General features: G+C 65.5%; 13 protein-coding genes. 5 read left to right on the forward strand and 8 right to left on the reverse strand.

The annotated features are described in order from the left end of the window. Nucleotides 1-177: 177 nt before the first annotated feature. The 4 genes from tatC to AC1PLU_RS21970 all read right to left on the reverse strand — a co-directional run bounded on the left by tatC (nt 178) and on the right by AC1PLU_RS21970 (nt 2,792). Complete coding sequence (gene tatC / locus AC1PLU_RS21955) at nt 178-915, reverse strand: twin-arginine translocase subunit TatC (RefSeq protein WP_006449088.1); 738 nt, start codon at nt 913-915, stop codon at nt 178-180. Beyond that, nucleotides 912-1,574: a Sec-independent protein translocase protein TatB gene (tatB, locus tag AC1PLU_RS21960; RefSeq protein WP_481107227.1), complete on the reverse strand. Its 663-nt coding sequence runs from the start codon at nt 1,572-1,574 to the stop codon at nt 912-914. The genes tatC and tatB overlap by 4 nt, the downstream gene beginning before the upstream one ends. A gap of 15 nt (nt 1,575-1,589) precedes the next feature. Further along, nucleotides 1,590-1,817 (reverse strand): Sec-independent protein translocase subunit TatA, encoded by a 228-nt coding sequence (gene tatA / locus AC1PLU_RS21965; protein ID WP_006449086.1) that lies wholly within the window; start codon nt 1,815-1,817, stop codon nt 1,590-1,592. A gap of 72 nt (nt 1,818-1,889) precedes the next feature. Beyond that, entirely contained in the window at nt 1,890-2,792 is a 903-nt protein-coding gene (locus AC1PLU_RS21970) for a lipid-binding SYLF domain-containing protein (protein ID WP_481107228.1), read from the reverse strand. A gap of 154 nt (nt 2,793-2,946) precedes the next feature. Between AC1PLU_RS21970 and hemH the strand changes: the two genes are divergently transcribed. Both hemH and AC1PLU_RS21980 read left to right on the forward strand, forming a co-directional pair. After that, nucleotides 2,947-3,912, forward strand: coding sequence for a ferrochelatase (gene hemH / locus AC1PLU_RS21975; RefSeq protein WP_481107229.1), 966 nt, complete (start codon nt 2,947-2,949; stop codon nt 3,910-3,912). Beyond that, nucleotides 3,909-4,778, forward strand: coding sequence for an alpha/beta fold hydrolase (locus AC1PLU_RS21980; RefSeq protein WP_481107230.1), 870 nt, complete (start codon nt 3,909-3,911; stop codon nt 4,776-4,778). Before hemH ends, AC1PLU_RS21980 begins: the two co-directional genes overlap by 4 nt. A gap of 94 nt (nt 4,779-4,872) precedes the next feature. Here AC1PLU_RS21980 and AC1PLU_RS21985 read toward each other — a convergent pair whose 3' ends face one another. From AC1PLU_RS21985 to ttcA, 3 genes are all read right to left on the reverse strand, one after another. Next, nucleotides 4,873-5,658 (reverse strand): YgjP family zinc-dependent metalloprotease, encoded by a 786-nt coding sequence (locus tag AC1PLU_RS21985; RefSeq protein WP_481095688.1) that lies wholly within the window; start codon nt 5,656-5,658, stop codon nt 4,873-4,875. A gap of 686 nt (nt 5,659-6,344) precedes the next feature. After that, complete coding sequence (locus tag AC1PLU_RS21990; RefSeq protein WP_481095689.1) at nt 6,345-7,250, reverse strand: recombination-associated protein RdgC; 906 nt, start codon at nt 7,248-7,250, stop codon at nt 6,345-6,347. A gap of 63 nt (nt 7,251-7,313) precedes the next feature. Further along, complete coding sequence (gene ttcA, locus AC1PLU_RS21995) at nt 7,314-8,228, reverse strand: tRNA 2-thiocytidine(32) synthetase TtcA (RefSeq protein WP_481095690.1); 915 nt, start codon at nt 8,226-8,228, stop codon at nt 7,314-7,316. Nucleotides 8,229-8,555: 327 nt separating this feature from the next. Between ttcA and xylA the strand changes: the two genes are divergently transcribed. Then, nucleotides 8,556-9,893, forward strand: coding sequence for a xylose isomerase (gene xylA / locus AC1PLU_RS22000; protein ID WP_481107231.1), 1,338 nt, complete (start codon nt 8,556-8,558; stop codon nt 9,891-9,893). Nucleotides 9,894-9,962: 69 nt separating this feature from the next. On the opposite strand, the gene AC1PLU_RS22005 is transcribed toward xylA, so the two are convergent. Continuing rightward, nucleotides 9,963-11,036, reverse strand: coding sequence for a LacI family DNA-binding transcriptional regulator (locus AC1PLU_RS22005; protein ID WP_176341114.1), 1,074 nt, complete (start codon nt 11,034-11,036; stop codon nt 9,963-9,965). Between the two features lie 230 nt (nt 11,037-11,266). On the opposite strand from AC1PLU_RS22005, the gene AC1PLU_RS22010 reads away from it, so the two are divergent. Together AC1PLU_RS22010 and AC1PLU_RS22015 are read left to right on the forward strand one after the other, a co-directional pair. Next, on the forward strand, nt 11,267-13,408 hold the full coding sequence (locus AC1PLU_RS22010) for an alpha-glucuronidase family glycosyl hydrolase (RefSeq protein WP_481108570.1): 2,142 nt from the start codon (nt 11,267-11,269) through the stop codon (nt 13,406-13,408). Then, a complete protein-coding gene (locus AC1PLU_RS22015; protein WP_481095528.1) occupies nt 13,405-15,375 on the forward strand; it encodes a sialate O-acetylesterase in 1,971 nt (656 codons plus the stop codon). Before AC1PLU_RS22010 ends, AC1PLU_RS22015 begins: the two co-directional genes overlap by 4 nt. The last annotated feature ends 4 nt before the right edge of the window (nt 15,376-15,379 follow it).

The raw sequence follows: 15,379 nt of genomic DNA on the forward strand, positions 1-15,379 counted from the left end.
TGACACGTCAAAGCACTGCGCTTTGGCTATCAAGCGCATATGTGCATGCGACCGGATCACTCGGGATCGTAGGAGCGCGCTTGTGCGCGATGAAGCTTTCCCGGGAAAGCTTCATCGCGCACAAGTGCGCTCCTACAAGGAGAGGCCTGGCACTGTCGGTGCCTGACGCGCGGCGCGCTAGGCGGCTTTCGGCCCGACCGCGCGTGAGGCGACGATGCCGAGTTCGTAGAGCAGGCACATCGGGATCGCAAGCATCAGCTGCGAGACCACGTCCGGCGGGGTGAGGACCGCGGCCAGGATGAAGATGCCGACGATGGCGTAGCCGCGGCCTTCGCTCAGTTGCTTGGGCGTGACCCAGCCCAGCAGCACCAGGATCACCAGCGCCACCGGCAGCTCGAAGCTCGCACCGAAGGCGAAGAAGATCGCCAGCACGAAATCGAGGTACGAATTGGCGTCTGGGGTGATCGCGATGACGTCCGGCTTGAACGTGGTCAGGAAGTGGAACACCGCCGGCAGCACCAGGAAATAGGCGAAGGCACAGCCGATATAGAACAACGCCACCGCTGAGGCCAGCAGCGGAAACGCCAGCTTCTTTTCGCGCTGATACAGGCCTGGCGCCACGAACGCCCAGGCCTGATACAGCAGCCACGGCACGCTGAAGAACACCGCCACGAAGAAGGTCAGCTTGAGCGGGGCGAAGAACGCGCCGGCCGGATTCATCGCGATCATCGTCTGCCCCAGCGGCAGCTGCGAAATCAACGGCGCGGCCAGCCAGGAATAGATCGCGCGGGAGAACGGCAGCAGCGCCAACAGCACCACGCCCAGGCCGATCAGCGCGCGCACCAGGCGTGCGCGCAACTCGACCAGATGTTCGATCAGACTGCTTTCGGCCTGTGCGTCGTCGAACAGGCTCACGGCTGCTTCTCCTGGATCTTGGTTGGCGCGGTCGGCTCTGTCGCGGTGCTCGGCTCGAGCGGTGTGCTCGCATCGATGGGTGCGGCAGTCACCGGCGCATGCGCGCTGGTGAGATGTGCGGCATGCGGCGCCGGCACCACGGTGCCGTGTGGCGCCGGTACCAACGTCTGATGGGGCGCCGGGGCGATTGGCTGTGCCTGTGCAATCACCGGTGCCGCAGCCGCTGGCGCAGCGACGGCGGCCACTGCCGACGTTCCTGCCGCCGACGTACCTACGATCGACTCGGCATTAGCCTCAGCTGACAGATCCGCATGCGCCAGCTCCAGCGGCGTCGCCACCGGTGTCGCACTACTGCGGATATCGATATCGCGGCCCACCTCGTCATGCAGCGCGCGGGCGCCCTGCTCCAGGTGCTGCTGCTTGTTGCGCAACTGGTCCTCGGCCTCGCGCAGCGAGGTCTGCACGTCCTGCAGGCTGCGCTTGAGCTCTTCGGCTTCCAGCTCGCGTTCCAGTTCCTGCTTGACCGAATCCCATTGCATGCGCGCGCGGCGCACCCACAATCCGGCAAACCGGGCCGCCTTGGGTAAACGCTCGGGACCGAGCACCACCAGGGCGACGATCGCGATCAGCGTCAGTTCGCCAACACCTATGTCAAACACCGACGCCGCTCCGGATCAACGCGCGTCGCGGTCGCGCTCGGCCTGCGCCTCACGCGCCTGCTCGGCCGTGCGTGCGTCGTCGCCGAGCTTTGCGGCCGGCTTGTCGTCGTCGTGCATGCCTTTCTTGAATTCCTTGACCGCGCTGCCGAGATCCTTGGCACCGCTGGTGAGCCGCTTGGTACCGAACACCAGCAACACGATCACCAGCACGATCAGCCAGTGCCAAATGCTGAAACCGCCCATGATCTGCTCGCTTGCTGAAAAGAAGGAGGACGCAGGATACCCCAGCGCACCGCGCAGGGGGATGACAGCGGTTTAGCGGTTGCCGTCCAACGATTCGGTGCGAATTTCGCCATCGGAGACCGGCTGGAATCCCTGTTGCGGCGGCGGCGTGGTGCTGGGCTGCATCGGCACGGTGCTGGCCTCGTTGGCCGGCGGCGGCGGTGTGCTCGCGGCCTGTGCCGGTGGCGGGGTTTGCGGACGCGGTGCAGGTGCGGTGCCCTCGGCGGCGCCGTCGGTGCCGCGATTGGCGCGCGCGGTGTAAGTGGCCTCTTCCAGGCGATCGCGGAAAGCGATCACGTCAGTGGACGCGCGCTCGTTGGTGCGGCCTTCGAAGATCATGCGTGGGGTGGCGCCACCGCCGTAGGCGTTCAGATCGGCGGCATCGTCGATCTGCAGGATCGCGCCATCCAGTGCGACCCCGGCGAACAGGCCGCGCGCGCGCGACCACGACCAGATTTCGGCCTTGAGCTGGCCGTCGGTGGCGGCGGCGGCATTACGGCCGACCGGGCCGGCAGCCACGCCGGCATCGGCGCCGAGGGTGAATTTGCCGTTGACGATGTTATCCAGGCTGCGGTCGTTGCGGAACACCAGCACCACGTCGGAGGACTGCACGCCGGCCTGGAAGCCAATGCTGCCGCCGGTGAGCTTGACGAATACCGGCTGCGACCAGCTGCCGTCGGCGTTCTTCATCGACATCAGGCCGTGGCCGCGACGGCCGCCGATCACCAGACCGGCCTTGAGCGTGTCGGGGATGACCACGATGGCGCGTGCCTCGTCGAGCAGCTTGTCCGGGATGGACTGCTCGGGGATCTTCATGATCTCGTTGAGCACGCGAACCGCGTTACGCGCGCGCTGGTCCTCTTCCGGGCCGGCAACGGCATGGCCGGCGGCGAAGGTCAGCGACAACAACAGGGCCAGGCGCGACAAACGGGGCATGACAAGCTCCAAAGGACGATCCGTCAAAGATAGCAATGGCGCGACGTTAGTGGTGGCGCAATGAATCGGTGGTGAGCGCAATCGGGCGATCAAGAGGCGGTCAATCAGGTCGATCGGTGCGCTGTCCTCGGCAGCGCTGCTGCGCTCTGCCAGAATGCTCGGCATGAATACCACCTCCGATACCGCCCTGCTGGTCGTCAATCTCGGCACGCCCGAGTCGCCCACCGCCCCGGCCGTGCGCCGCTACCTGGCCGAGTTCCTCAGCGACCGCCGCGTGGTCGCGATCCCGCCGCTGTTCTGGAAGCCGCTGCTGTACGGGGTGATCCTGCCGATCCGCGGGCCCAAGTCGGCGGAGAAATACGCCAAGGTGTGGTTGCCGGACGGCTCGCCGCTGGCGGTGTACACGCGTCGCCTGGCCGAGGGTCTGAAAGAGGTGATGCCGGACTGGCATGTGGAATGGGCCATGCGTTACGGCCAGCCCGCGCTGCGCAAGACGCTGGACGGCCTGCGTGCGCGCGGCATCAAGCGCATCGTGGTGCTGCCGCTGTATCCGCAGTATTCGACCACCACCACCGCCTCGATCCAGGACGTGATCGATGCCTGGCGGCCCAGCGCGCCGGAGATCGAAGTCACCGTGATCCAGGACTATTGCGAAGACGCCGGCTGGGTCGCGGCGATTGCCGATTCGATCCGTACGCACTGGCAGGCGCACGGACGCAGCGAGAAGCTGATGTTCTCCTTCCACGGGCTGCCGCAGCGCGTGGCCAATGCCGGCGACCCGTACCCGCAGCAATGCGAGCGCAGCGCGCAGGCGATTGTCGCCGCGCTGGGCCTGAGCGCGGACGACTGGGAGATGGGTTACCAGTCACGCTTCGGCGCGGAACGCTGGCTGCAGCCCTACGCCGAACCGACGCTGTGGAAATTGGCCGAAGGTGGCGTGCGCAGTTTCGACCTGGTCTGCCCGGGCTTTGCCACCGACTGCCTGGAAACGCTGGAAGAAGTGGCCTTGGGCTTTGCCGAAACGCTGGCCGAGCGTAACGCTACGCTGAGCTACATCCCGTGTCTCAACGCCAGCCCGGCACATGCGCAGGCACTGGCCGCGTTGGCACGTCGCGTATGAGGTTGGAGCCGTTTGCGTGCGAGCTGCCGATTGGTCAGATCACAGGGTTGCGCAATCACGCGCGCGGCCCGCGCCGGATGCTGGCACTGCATGGCTGGCTCGACAACGCGGCCAGCTTTGTACCGCTGAGCGCGCACCTGCACGCGCAGGATCTGGATCTGGTGCTGCTCGATCTACCTGGTCACGGCCATAGCGCGTGGTTGCCGACCGGTGCCGAATACACGCTCAGCAGTGCGATCGGGATTCTACTGCAGGTGGCCGATGCACTGGGCTGGGAGCGCTTCAGCGTGCTCGGCCACTCGCTGGGCGGCGGCGTTGCCAGCCTGCTCGCGGCCGCGGCGCCGGAACGCGTGGAAGCCTTGATCGCGATCGAGGCATTGGGCGCGCTGGCCGAGCCGGTGGAAAGCACTGCCACCCGCCTGCGCGATGCGGTGGCCTCGGCTCGCACGCTGGCGCAGCGGCCGCTGCGGGTGTTTCCATCGATGGAGATGCCGGTCCGCGCACGCATGATGGCCAACCAGCTCACCGAACCGGCCGCACGGCTGCTGGTGGAGCGCGGCGTGCGCGCGGTGGAAGGCGGCTATAGCTGGTGCAGCGACCCGCGCCTGACCCTGCCGACCGCGATCCGCATGACCGAAGCGCAGATCGACGTGCTGCTGGCCTCCATCGCCTGCCCGACCCAGGCCATCTTCGCCACGCCGGCGCAGGTGTATTTCCCGGATGCGTTACGCGATCACCGCGTGGCGCTGATGCGCGATGCGCGCCTGCATCTTCTGCCCGGCACGCACCACGTGCATATGGAAACGCCGGAAGCGGTGGCGGCGGTGATCAATGGGTTTTTGGCCGAGTTGATGCCGCGCGAGTGATGGTCGATGCGGGTTGTGCCTGCACGCGAACACGCATTGCCATCGCAGCATGGGTGTCATCAGGCTTGTGACTGGCGGTGCGACACACCACCCATCACTCGGCCTGCAACAACCGCCGCAACTGCGCCTTGAGTTGGCGGCCGTGCTCGTGGAAATAACTGCGTTCGTCGCGCCAGGCGGGAAAGCGCTGTTCCACTTCGGCCCAGAACGCGGGCGAGTGGTTGGCCTGCAGCAGATGACAGAGCTCGTGCACCAGCACGTATTCGAATGCGGACGGGCGGCCGAGCACCAGCGCCAGATCCAGCGCCATCGAGCCATCCGGTGCGAGCGAGCCCCACTGCGAAGACATCACTTTCAGCCGCACCCGTGCCGGTGCGCGCGGCAAGCCAGGCAGATAAGTCGGCAGCCAACGGCCGACATCGGCACGTGCCTGTGCTTCGTAAAATTCCTTCAACGTGCGGCGCAGACCTGCATCGCCCAGTCGGGTGGGCACATGGAATTGCGCGCCGTCATCAGTGAGTTCGATGCGTGCGTAGCGCCCGTCGTGCCAGCTCAGCGGCAGCAAGGCGCCGCGTAACGGCAGCAGCCCCGGCACGCCACGCTCCAGCGCGGGGAAGGCATCGACCTGCTGATAGCGCGACAGCTGCGTGCTCAGCCACTCCAGGTGCGCCAGCAAAAAACGTTCGCCGGAAATCAGGCTGGCGCGGATCGGCAGCGTCAGCCGGGCGCCGCGTTCGTCCACACTGAGCTTGATGCGCCGCGCACGCGGGTCGCGCACGCGCAGCACCTCGATCTGGCGCCCTTCCAGTTCAAGACGCACGCAGTCGCGTTCGACAAGCTGCGGTGTGGGCGCGATGAGGCGGCGGACGGGCTTGAACATGGGCACAGGATAGCGCTGCGATGTGTCAGGTGGTGAGATGGAATGATTGAGACATTCGATGACGGCGCGCGCGTGATCTGTGGTGGCACTGCATCCATCACGCCATACTTGGCGCAATGCGCAAGGCGCAGCTCAACGTGCCCTCAACCGCTCGGCTTGGGAACATCCAAACAAAGCTGGCGCTCAAGCTCTCGGTTGTCTTGAGAGGTGGTTAAACGGTGTGGATGCGTCTGTTGTTGGGCGGCTGATCTGCGGCTTGGCTGGAGGGCCCTTGCCCGCCCACCATCGCGGGACACGCCGCAAGTACGTCCATGTAGGCTCTTACGCGGCATCCATGCCGCGTAAGGTCCCGCGACGGTGAGCGGGCAAGGACCAGTCGAGATGGTCGGTGTGCAGAGTGCAAGCAAAGCACGACCTGCGTTGTTTGGATAACGGCGCGTCCGCTCAGCTTCCCAAAACAAGCCGAGCAACGGACAAGCTCTTAATAAAACAACCGACTGACTGTCTGGTGCGGTGTCCTCACCGCTTGCGGGACCATGTGGCGGCATGGATGCCGCCACTGAGCCTCCACGGACGGATTCACGGCGTGTCCTGCAAGTGGTGAGGGCACCGCGCCCTCGACTCACCGAGAGCTTTTGATTTACGGCTCGGATCGCGCCTCAACGACGCCACTGTTCGAATTTTGGTTACTCGGCCTTGCTCAGCTTCAACGCGGTTTCCAGCAACAGGAACAGGCGGCGCACTTCGGCGCTCATCAGCGCGAAGCGGGCGTCGAGTTCGGCGCGTGCGCCGTCGTCGTCGCTGTGTTCGAGCTGGTCCAGTGCGCCGTCGAGGAACTTGAGCTTGCGAATCACCAGATCGTCGCCGAGCACGAACGACAGATTGTCGTCCAGCACCAGCGCCAGCTTGGTGACCTGCTTGCCGGATTCCAGGTGCTTGTCGATCTCCTCGCCGCGCAGTTCCTGGTGCTGGCACTTGACCACCGCGCCGCCTTCGATCGGATCCTTCATCTCGCATTCTTCGCCCAGGCTGAGGCCTTCGGGCAAGGGCTCGCCGGCGATCCAGCCGGTGAGGATGGCGCGCGGTGCGACTTCGGCATTCAACGGCAGCGCCGGGAAGCTGCCGAGCGCGCCGCGGATCTCGCTCATCACGTTCTCACCGCTCTTGCGGCTGGAGCTGTTGACCGCGATGTAGCCGTGCTGCAGATCCAGGATGGCATCGGTACGCGAGCTCTTGACGAAGGCGCGAGGCAACAGCTCATGGATCAGGTCGTCCTTGAGGCGCTTGCGTGCCTTGCCGCCGGGGCGACGGCCTTCCTTCTCTTCGATCTCGGCGACCTTGCGCTCGAGCAGGTCGTTGACCACCGCGCCGGGCAGGATCTTGTCCTCGCCACCGACGGTGAGCCAGAGGAAATCTTCCAGACGATGCGAGAGCACGTCCTGCTCATCGCGGCCGAACGGGGAGATGAAACCGCGTGAGCTCATTTCCAGCGGGCCGACCGGCTTGAGCTGCACTTGCGGCAGCAGCGTGTCGATCTCGGAGAAATCCAGCGTGGTGGGAAAGCGAAACAAGGTGAGATTGCGAAAGAACATGCGTCAGACCGAAGAGGAGGAAACGTGGAGGGTGGAAGACGGACGGCGGCCGGACGGGCCGCGTCAGTCGCTGTCGTGTGTGATATCGCTTGCGGCGAGCCAGGCGTTGGAGTCGGGATCAGGCGGTGCTGCGTCATTGCAGCGGCCCAGCGACAGGAAATCGAACAGCGTGCGGTCGGCCAGTTGCTCGGGCCGCACATCGCCCAGCGCGCGGGCGATCTGTTCGACCCGCCCGGGCTGCTCGCGATCCCAGTGCTGCAACATGCGGCCGACCTGCTGGCGCTGCAAATTTTCCTGGCTGCCGCACAGGTTGCACGGAATGATCGGGAACCGGCGCGCCTGCGCGTAGGCGGCGATGTCGGCCTCGCGCACATAGGCCAGCGGGCGGATCACCACATGCTGGCCATCGTCGCTGCGCAGCTTGGGTGCCATCGCCGCGAGCCGGGCGTGGTGAAACAGGTTCATGAAGAACGTGGCCACGATGTCGTCGCGATGATGGCCGAGCGCGATCTTGGTCACGCCATGCGCCTGCGCATAGGCATACAGCGCGCCGCGCCGCAGCCGCGAGCACAACGAACACATGGTCTTGCCGGCCGGAATCACCCGGCTGACCACCGAATAGGTGTCCTGCTCGACGATGTCGAACGGCACGTCCAGGCCGCGCAGATAGCTCGGCAACACGTGGGCAGGGAAGTCCGGCTGCTTCTGGTCCAGATTGACCGCCACCAGGGTGAACGGCACCGGCGCCTTGCGCTGCAGGTGCAGCAGCATGTCCAGCAAGGTGTAGCTGTCCTTGCCGCCGGACAAGCACACCATGATCTTGTCGCCGGCGGCGATCATGCCGAAATCGGCAATCGCCTGGCCAACCTGGCGCTGCAGGCGTTTACCCAGGCGCAGCTGTTCACGCTGCAACCGCTGGCGCGGGTCGCGCGGCGCAGGGTCGGCCAGGGGTTGCGGCAGCGGCAGGACAGCGGTCATAAGCCGGCCATTGTAGCTGCCCCGCGCGCGGCGGGCCGGGGCGCGCCGCGTGCGGCTGAATGAGCGGTCAGTCGCTTGTAGGTGGGGCGTGCTGCGGTCGTTCGCCGTGACGCATGGCGAGCGAGCCCATCACGGCTGCGCGGTGCGCCGCGGGGCCGGTTGCACGGCGGACATCTCGCAGCGCAGCAAGCCTTTCTGCGCCGGCCTGGGTAAAGTCCGGCAGACCGCTTCACTCGGGATCGGCATGGCATCTTCGGCTTCGCTGCATGGCGCGGCTTTTTTCAGTCGCGGTTTTGGTAGCGCTAACATTTGCAGGAGTTCGACCGTATGAGCAATACCGTCTACATCGGCGCGAAAGAATATTTCCCCGGCATCGGCAAGATCGGCTTCGAAGGCCGCGACTCTGACAACCCGCTGGCCTTCAAGGTCTACGACGCCAACAAGCAGATCGGCGACAAGACCATGGCCGAGCATCTGCGCTTTGCCGTGGCCTATTGGCACAGCTTCTGCGGCAACGGCGCCGATCCGTTCGGCCCGGGCACGCGTGCGTATCCGTGGGATGTGGGCGCTACCGCACTCAATCGCGCCGAAGCCAAGGCCGATGCCGCGTTCGAATTCTTCACCAAGCTCGGCGTGCCGTACTACTGCTTCCACGACATCGACCTGTCGCCGGATGCCGATGACATCGGTGAGTACGAGAGCAACCTCAAGCACATGGTCGGCATCGCCAAGCAGCGCCAGGCCGACACCGGCGTCAAGCTGTTGTGGGGCACCGCCAACCTGTTCTCGCACCCGCGCTACATGAATGGTGCGTCGACCAACCCGGACTTCAGCGTGGTGGCGCGTGCAGCGGTGCAGGTCAAAGCGGCGATCGATGCCACCGTCGAGTTGGGCGGCGAAAACTACGTGTTCTGGGGCGGCCGCGAAGGCTATGCCTGCCTGCACAACACGCAGATGAAGCGCGAGCAGGACAACATGGCACGCTTCCTCACGCTGGCACGCGACTACGGCCGCGCGATCGGGTTCAAAGGCAACTTCCTGATCGAACCCAAGCCGATGGAGCCGATGAAGCACCAGTACGACTTCGACAGCGCCACGGTGATCGGCTTCCTGCGTCAGCACGGCCTGGATCAGGATTTCAAGCTCAATATCGAAGCCAACCACGCCACGCTCTCGGGCCACAGCTTCGAGCACGATCTGCAAGTCGCCTCCGATGCCGGCCTGCTCGGCAGCATCGATGCCAACCGTGGCAACCCGCAGAACGGCTGGGATACCGACCAATTCCCGACTGATCTCTACGACACCGTCGGCGCGATGTTGGTGGTGCTGCGCCAGGGCGGGTTGGCACCGGGCGGGCTGAATTTCGATGCCAAGGTGCGGCGTGAGTCGTCCGATCCGCAGGATCTGTTCCTGGCCCACATCGGCGGCATGGACGCGTTCGCACGCGGTCTGGAAGTGGCCAACGCGCTGCTGACGTCTTCGCCGTTGGAGCAATGGCGCGCCGAGCGTTACGCCAGCTTCGACAGCGGCGCCGGTGCGGCATTCGCCGATGGCACCAGCACGTTGGTGGATGTAGCCCAGCACGCAGCCGGCAATGAGCCAAAGCAACTCAGCGGCCGCCAGGAAGCCTACGAGAACCTGATCAATCAGTATCTGACGCGTTGATGCTGTGCGGATGATCGTCTGCACACGCAGGCGATCACCTACTGCCTGCGCGCTTAAAAGCGCGCAGCGTTACGGTTGTTCTGCTGCATCCGGCGCCGCCGGTGCGGCCACCGAATCCCGTTTGACCAGCAGGTGCGCGACCACATGATCGACCATCTTCGCCGTACGCTCCTTGGCACGAATCGTCTTCAACAAGATATCCAGTGCAGCGTCGGCCATGGCGGCGATGGGCTGCTGCACGGTGGTGAGTTCGGGCCACACTGCGGTGGCGGCAGAAGTATCGTCGAAACCGACCACCGACAGATCGCGCGGCACATCCAGCCCGCGCCGGTGCGCGACCGAGATGGCAGCGGCGGCCATATCGTCGTTGCTGGCGAAGATCGCGCTGGGGCGGCGTTTGCGCGCCAGCAGTTTTTCCGCAGCGACCAGACCCGACTTGTAGGTGTAGTCGCCCGGCTGCACCAGATGCCGATCCAGCCGCAAGCCGGCATCGGACAACGCCGCTTGAAATCCTTCAAAACGGCGTGCGCTGGCCGAGAGATTGGGATGCCCGGCGATGTAGCCGATGCGGGTATGCCCCTGCGCAATCAGATGCTCGGTGATCTCCTTGGCAGCGGCGAATTCGTCGATGCGCACGCAGGCGACATCCGGGCTGAAGTGGTTGGAGGCGATCGCCACCACCGGCACCTTGGCGCGTACCAGCTCCAGTACCGCGGCCTTGGACTCGCACAGCGGCGGCGGCAGGATCACCCCGGCCACGCCCTTGGCGAGCTTGCGTGCGGCCTTGCGTTCGGCATCGGCATCCAGGTCGTCCCAGCAGTCGATGACCAACTGGATCGAGGTGCGCGAGGCCACCCGCAACACGCCCAGCAGCAACTCGCGCAAATACGCGCCACTGGGGTCGCTATAGATCAATGCGATACGCAGGCTTTGCGCGGCGGCGAGTGCGCTGGCGGCCAGGTTGGGCGTATAGCCGAGCTTGTCCACCGCGCGCAGCACGCGCGCACGAGTGGCATCGCGCACGCTGCCATTGTTGTTGACCACGCGCGAGACCGTCATCGGCGAGACCTTCGCCAGCGCCGCCACCTCATTGATGGTGATCGCGCGGCTGGTGCGGCGGACCGATTTCCTGACCTTCTCCAAGCGTGGCCTCTTCAAGTGGGTGGCGAATCTGCACGATGCACACATGCTGCAGTGAGAACGCAAGCGCCGCATGCATGCGTGACGATGCGAGGCATGGTACCGGGAAGCAGGCACAGCGGCGATACACGGCTGCGTGCGTTCGCGCCGATGGAGCATGCCGCATGAGCAGGCGTTTGACTGGTCGCCGCGTCGCGGATTGCCGCGCGTTCTCATGGCAGTGGTTGCTGGCCATGTTGCTGCTGTGCGGGTTGGCGCTGGCCAGTACCAGTGCGCAAGCCGAAGATGGCTATGATTTATGGTTGCGCTACCAACCGCTGGCCAATGCGGCGCAGCTGCGTGATAGCGCGAGCGAATTGATCGTTGCTGGCGACTCGCCGAGCCTGCACGCAGCGCGGGACGAGTTGCAGCGTGGGCTGTCGGGCCTGCTTGGCATCCCGCCGCATCTGGCCGATGCCGTGACCCGCGATGGTGGGATCGTGTTGGGTGCCGCCACGGCGTCGCAGATCGCTGCATTGAAGCTGCACACCACCGGCCTGAGCCGCGAGGGGTATCTGATTCGCAGCGTCAGCGTGGGCGGGCATCGCATCACCGCCATCGTTGGCGGTAGCGACATCGGCGCGTTGTACGGGACGTTTCACTTCCTGCGCCTGCTGCAGACCGGCCAGTCGCTCACCGCACTGGATGTGCACGAGTCGCCACGGCTGCAACTGCGCATGCTCAATCATTGGGACAACCTGGATGGCGTGGTCGAGCGTGGCTATGCCGGTGCCTCGTTATGGAACTGGCAGACCCTGCCCGGCTATCTGGACCCGCGCTACACCGATTACGCACGCGCCAATGCATCGCTGGGCATCAATGGCACTGTGCTCAACAACGTCAATGCCAAGGCATGGAGCCTGACACCGCAGTATCTGGACAAAGCAGCAGCACTCGCAAATGTGTTTCGTCCCTACGGCATTCGTGTGTTTCTCAGCGCGCGCTTCAGTGCGCCGATCGAGATCGGCGGCCTGAAGACCGCCGACCCGCTGGATCCGCAGGTGCAGCAGTGGTGGCGTGACAAGGCGAACGAGATCTACGCACGCATTCCAGATTTTGGCGGCTTTTTGGTCAAGGCCAATTCCGAAGGCCAACCCGGCCCGCAGGATTACGGGCGCAGCCATGCCGATGGCGCGAATCTGTTGGCCGATGCGCTGGCGCCGCATGGCGGTGTGGTGATGTGGCGCGCGTTCGTCTATTCGCATGAGCAGCCGGACGATCGCGCCAAGCAGGCGTATAGCGAGTTCGTGCCGCTGGATGGACGATTCCGCGACAACGTGATCGTGCAGGTCAAGAACGGGGCGATCGACTTCCAGCCGCGCGAGCCGTTCCATCCGCTGTTCGGCGCGATGCGCAAGACGCCGTTGATGCCGGAGTTTCAGATCACCAAGGAGTACCTGGGCTTTTCGACGCATCTGGCCTACCTGGGCACGCTGTTTGCCGAAACCCTGCAGGCCGATACCTATGCGCGCGGCAAGGGCTCGACCGTGGCCAGGACCGTGGATGGCTCGCTCTTCAACGACACGCAACGCACGCGGCTGACCGGCATTGCCGGCGTGGCCAACATCGGTGCGGACCGCAACTGGAGCGGCTCGATCTTCGATCAGGCCAACTGGTATGCGTACGGGCGGCTGGCCTGGAACCCGGACCTGTCGCCGCAGACGATCGCGCAGGAATGGGTGCGCATGACGTTTTCCAACGATGCTGCCGTGTTCACGCCCGTGGTCGACATGATGCTGCGCTCGCGCGAAGCGGTGGTGGACTACATGACCCCGCTCGGCCTGCATCATCTGATGGGACGCGGCCATCACTACGGCCCGGCACCGTGGGATGCAGGCAGCGAGCGCCCGGATTGGGACCCGGTGTATTACCACCGCGCCGACCGCAACGGGATCGGCTTCGACCGCAGTGCCAGCGGCAGCAATGCGGTGGCGCAATACGCTAAGCCGGTGGCGCGGGTGTTCGGCGATGTGCAGCGCGTGCCCGAGCGCGATCTGCTGTGGTTCCACCATGTGCCCTGGGACCACCGCATGGCATCGGGGCGGCCGTTGTGGGACGAGCTGGTGTGGCATTACGACCATGGCGTGGACGAGGTGCGTGCCATGCGAACCACCTGGCAGAGCCTTGCGGGCAAGATCGATGCGCCGCGGTATCAGCAGGTGGCGAACTTCCTGGCGATCCAGCAGGACGAGGCGCAGTGGTGGCGTGATGCCAGCATCGCCTACTTTCAGAGCGTCTCCGGGCGGCCGTTGCCTGCCGGCACGGCGCCGCCGGCGCATCCGTTGACGTATTACCAGGCATTGAAATTTCCGTATGCGCCGGGGAATCCGAAATGAGCCTGCGTGGTTTTGCCGTGGTCATCGCCACGCTATCGGCATCGCTGCTACCACGCATCGCGCATGCAGCCGACGCACCGTTGCTGCATGCGCTGTTTCAGGAGCATGTAGTGCTGCAGCGCGATGCGCCGATCCGTGTGTGGGGAGACGCAACGCCTGGCGCGCGCGTGAGCGTGCAACTGGCTGCACAACAAGTGCAGGCACGCGCAGATCGACAAGGTCATTGGCAAGCGCGCCTGCCTGCGCAACCCGCGGGCGGGCCGTACACCTTGAGCGCACGCACCAACCAGGGCGCGGCGCAGCAAGTGAACGACGTGCTGATCGGCGATGTGTGGCTGTGCTCGGGCCAATCCAATATGGAATTGCAGGTGCATCGCACATTGGATTCGCGCAGCGAGATTGCCGATGCCGACAACCCGCGCATCCGCATGTTCAAGGTGCCTGCGCAATCCAGCCCGACGCCGCAGCGCAGCTTCGGTAGCGATGCGGCGTGGCAGCTCACCACGCCGGAGACGGTGAAGGACTTCTCTGCGGCCTGCTATTACTTTGCGCGTGAGTTGCAGAAGACCGTCGACGTGCCGATGGGCTTGATCAACGCCTCGTGGGGCGGCTCGCAACTGCAGGCCTGGATCGGCGAAAAAGCCTTGCGTGCTGCCGGCGACGACGGTCCGGCACTGGATGTGCTGGCGCGTTACGCACGCGACCCGGTGGATGCCGCGCCGCATTGGGCTGCGCTGTGGGAGACGTGGTGGCATGCGCACGGCGAAGGCGAAGGCGAACCATGGCAACCGGATGCGCCCGGCGATTGGCAACCCGCACCGGCCGCGCTGGGCGCATGGGACGACTGGGGCGTGCCGCAGCTGGTCGGCTTCAACGGCATGGTCTGGTATCGCACCAGCATCGAGTTGACCGAGGCGCAGGCCGCGCAAGACGCCACCTTGCTGCTGGGGCCCGTGGACGAGCTGGACCAGACCTGGGTCAACGGGCGCGGCGTGGGCAGCAGTTACGGCGCCGATCAGCCGCGTCGCTACAGCTTGCCGCGCGGGCGCCTGCATGCCGGGCGCAACAGCATCGTACTCAACGTGCTCAACACCTATCGGCGCGGTGGGCTGCTGGGCGATGCGCAATCGCGTGCGCTGCAGTTTGCCGATGGCAGCACACTAGCGCTGGCCGCGCCCTGGCAGTACCGCATTGTGCCGCCGCAACTGGGCTCGCCACCGCGCGCACCGTGGTCGTCGGCGGCCGGGCTGACCACCTTGTACAACGGCATGATCGCCCCGCTCGGCCAGCTCGGTCTGCGTGGCGTGCTGTGGTACCAGGGCGAATCCAATGCTGGCGATGCAGCGCATTACCCGGCCTTGCTCACGGCCTGGCAACGCGATTGGCGGCAACGCTTCGGTGCGCAGTTGCCGCTGCTGATCGTGCAGCTTGCCAACTATGGCGCGCCGCCCACGCAGCCGGTCGAAAGCGGTTGGGCGCAACTGCGCGAAGCACAGCGCCGCTTCGTCGCCAACGATGCGAACGCAGGCCTGGCGGTGGCCATCGATATCGGCGACCGCTACGACATCCATCCGGCCAACAAGCAGGAACTGGGCCGGCGCCTTGCGCGTGCGGCGCGGCAGGTGGTGTATGGCGAGGCGATTGCGCCTTCCGGCCCGGTGCCACGCAGCGTGCGGCGTGACGGCGACGCACTGCGCATCGACTTCGACGACGTCGACACCGCATTGCTGAGCTACAGCGCCGGTGCACCGATCGGCTTCGAAGTGTGTGGTGCTGCACCCGGCAGTTGCCGCTATGCCGCCGCCACCTTGCGCGAGCGCGCCATCGGCCTGCGCATCCCTGCCGGCCTGGATGCCACACGCGTGCGCTACTGCTGGGCCGACAGCCCGGTCTGCACGCTGTATGACCGCAACGGCCTGCCCGCCGTCCCGTTCGAACTCCCCATCACTGCCGCTTCTTCCCCATGAGCGA

It is taken from the genome of Xanthomonas sp. NCPPB 2933, assembly GCF_056725225.1.

Excerpts from the sequence above, each read along its gene's own strand:
- tatA (WP_006449086.1), bottom strand. The coding sequence starts at position 1,817 with ATGGGCGGTTTCAGCATTTGGCACTGGCTGATCGTGCTGGTGATCGTG.
- AC1PLU_RS21970 (WP_481107228.1), bottom strand. The coding sequence starts at position 2,792 with ATGCCCCGTTTGTCGCGCCTGGCCCTGTTGTTGTCGCTGACCTTCGCC.
- hemH (WP_481107229.1), top strand. The coding sequence starts at position 2,947 with ATGCTCGGCATGAATACCACCTCCGATACCGCCCTGCTGGTCGTCAAT.
- AC1PLU_RS21980 (WP_481107230.1), top strand. The coding sequence starts at position 3,909 with ATGAGGTTGGAGCCGTTTGCGTGCGAGCTGCCGATTGGTCAGATCACA.
- AC1PLU_RS21985 (WP_481095688.1), bottom strand. The coding sequence starts at position 5,658 with ATGTTCAAGCCCGTCCGCCGCCTCATCGCGCCCACACCGCAGCTTGTC.
- AC1PLU_RS21990 (WP_481095689.1), bottom strand. The coding sequence starts at position 7,250 with ATGTTCTTTCGCAATCTCACCTTGTTTCGCTTTCCCACCACGCTGGAT.
- ttcA (WP_481095690.1), bottom strand. The coding sequence starts at position 8,228 with ATGACCGCTGTCCTGCCGCTGCCGCAACCCCTGGCCGACCCTGCGCCG.
- xylA (WP_481107231.1), top strand. The coding sequence starts at position 8,556 with ATGAGCAATACCGTCTACATCGGCGCGAAAGAATATTTCCCCGGCATC.
- AC1PLU_RS22010 (WP_481108570.1), top strand. The coding sequence starts at position 11,267 with ATGTTGCTGCTGTGCGGGTTGGCGCTGGCCAGTACCAGTGCGCAAGCC.
- AC1PLU_RS22015 (WP_481095528.1), top strand. The coding sequence starts at position 13,405 with ATGAGCCTGCGTGGTTTTGCCGTGGTCATCGCCACGCTATCGGCATCG.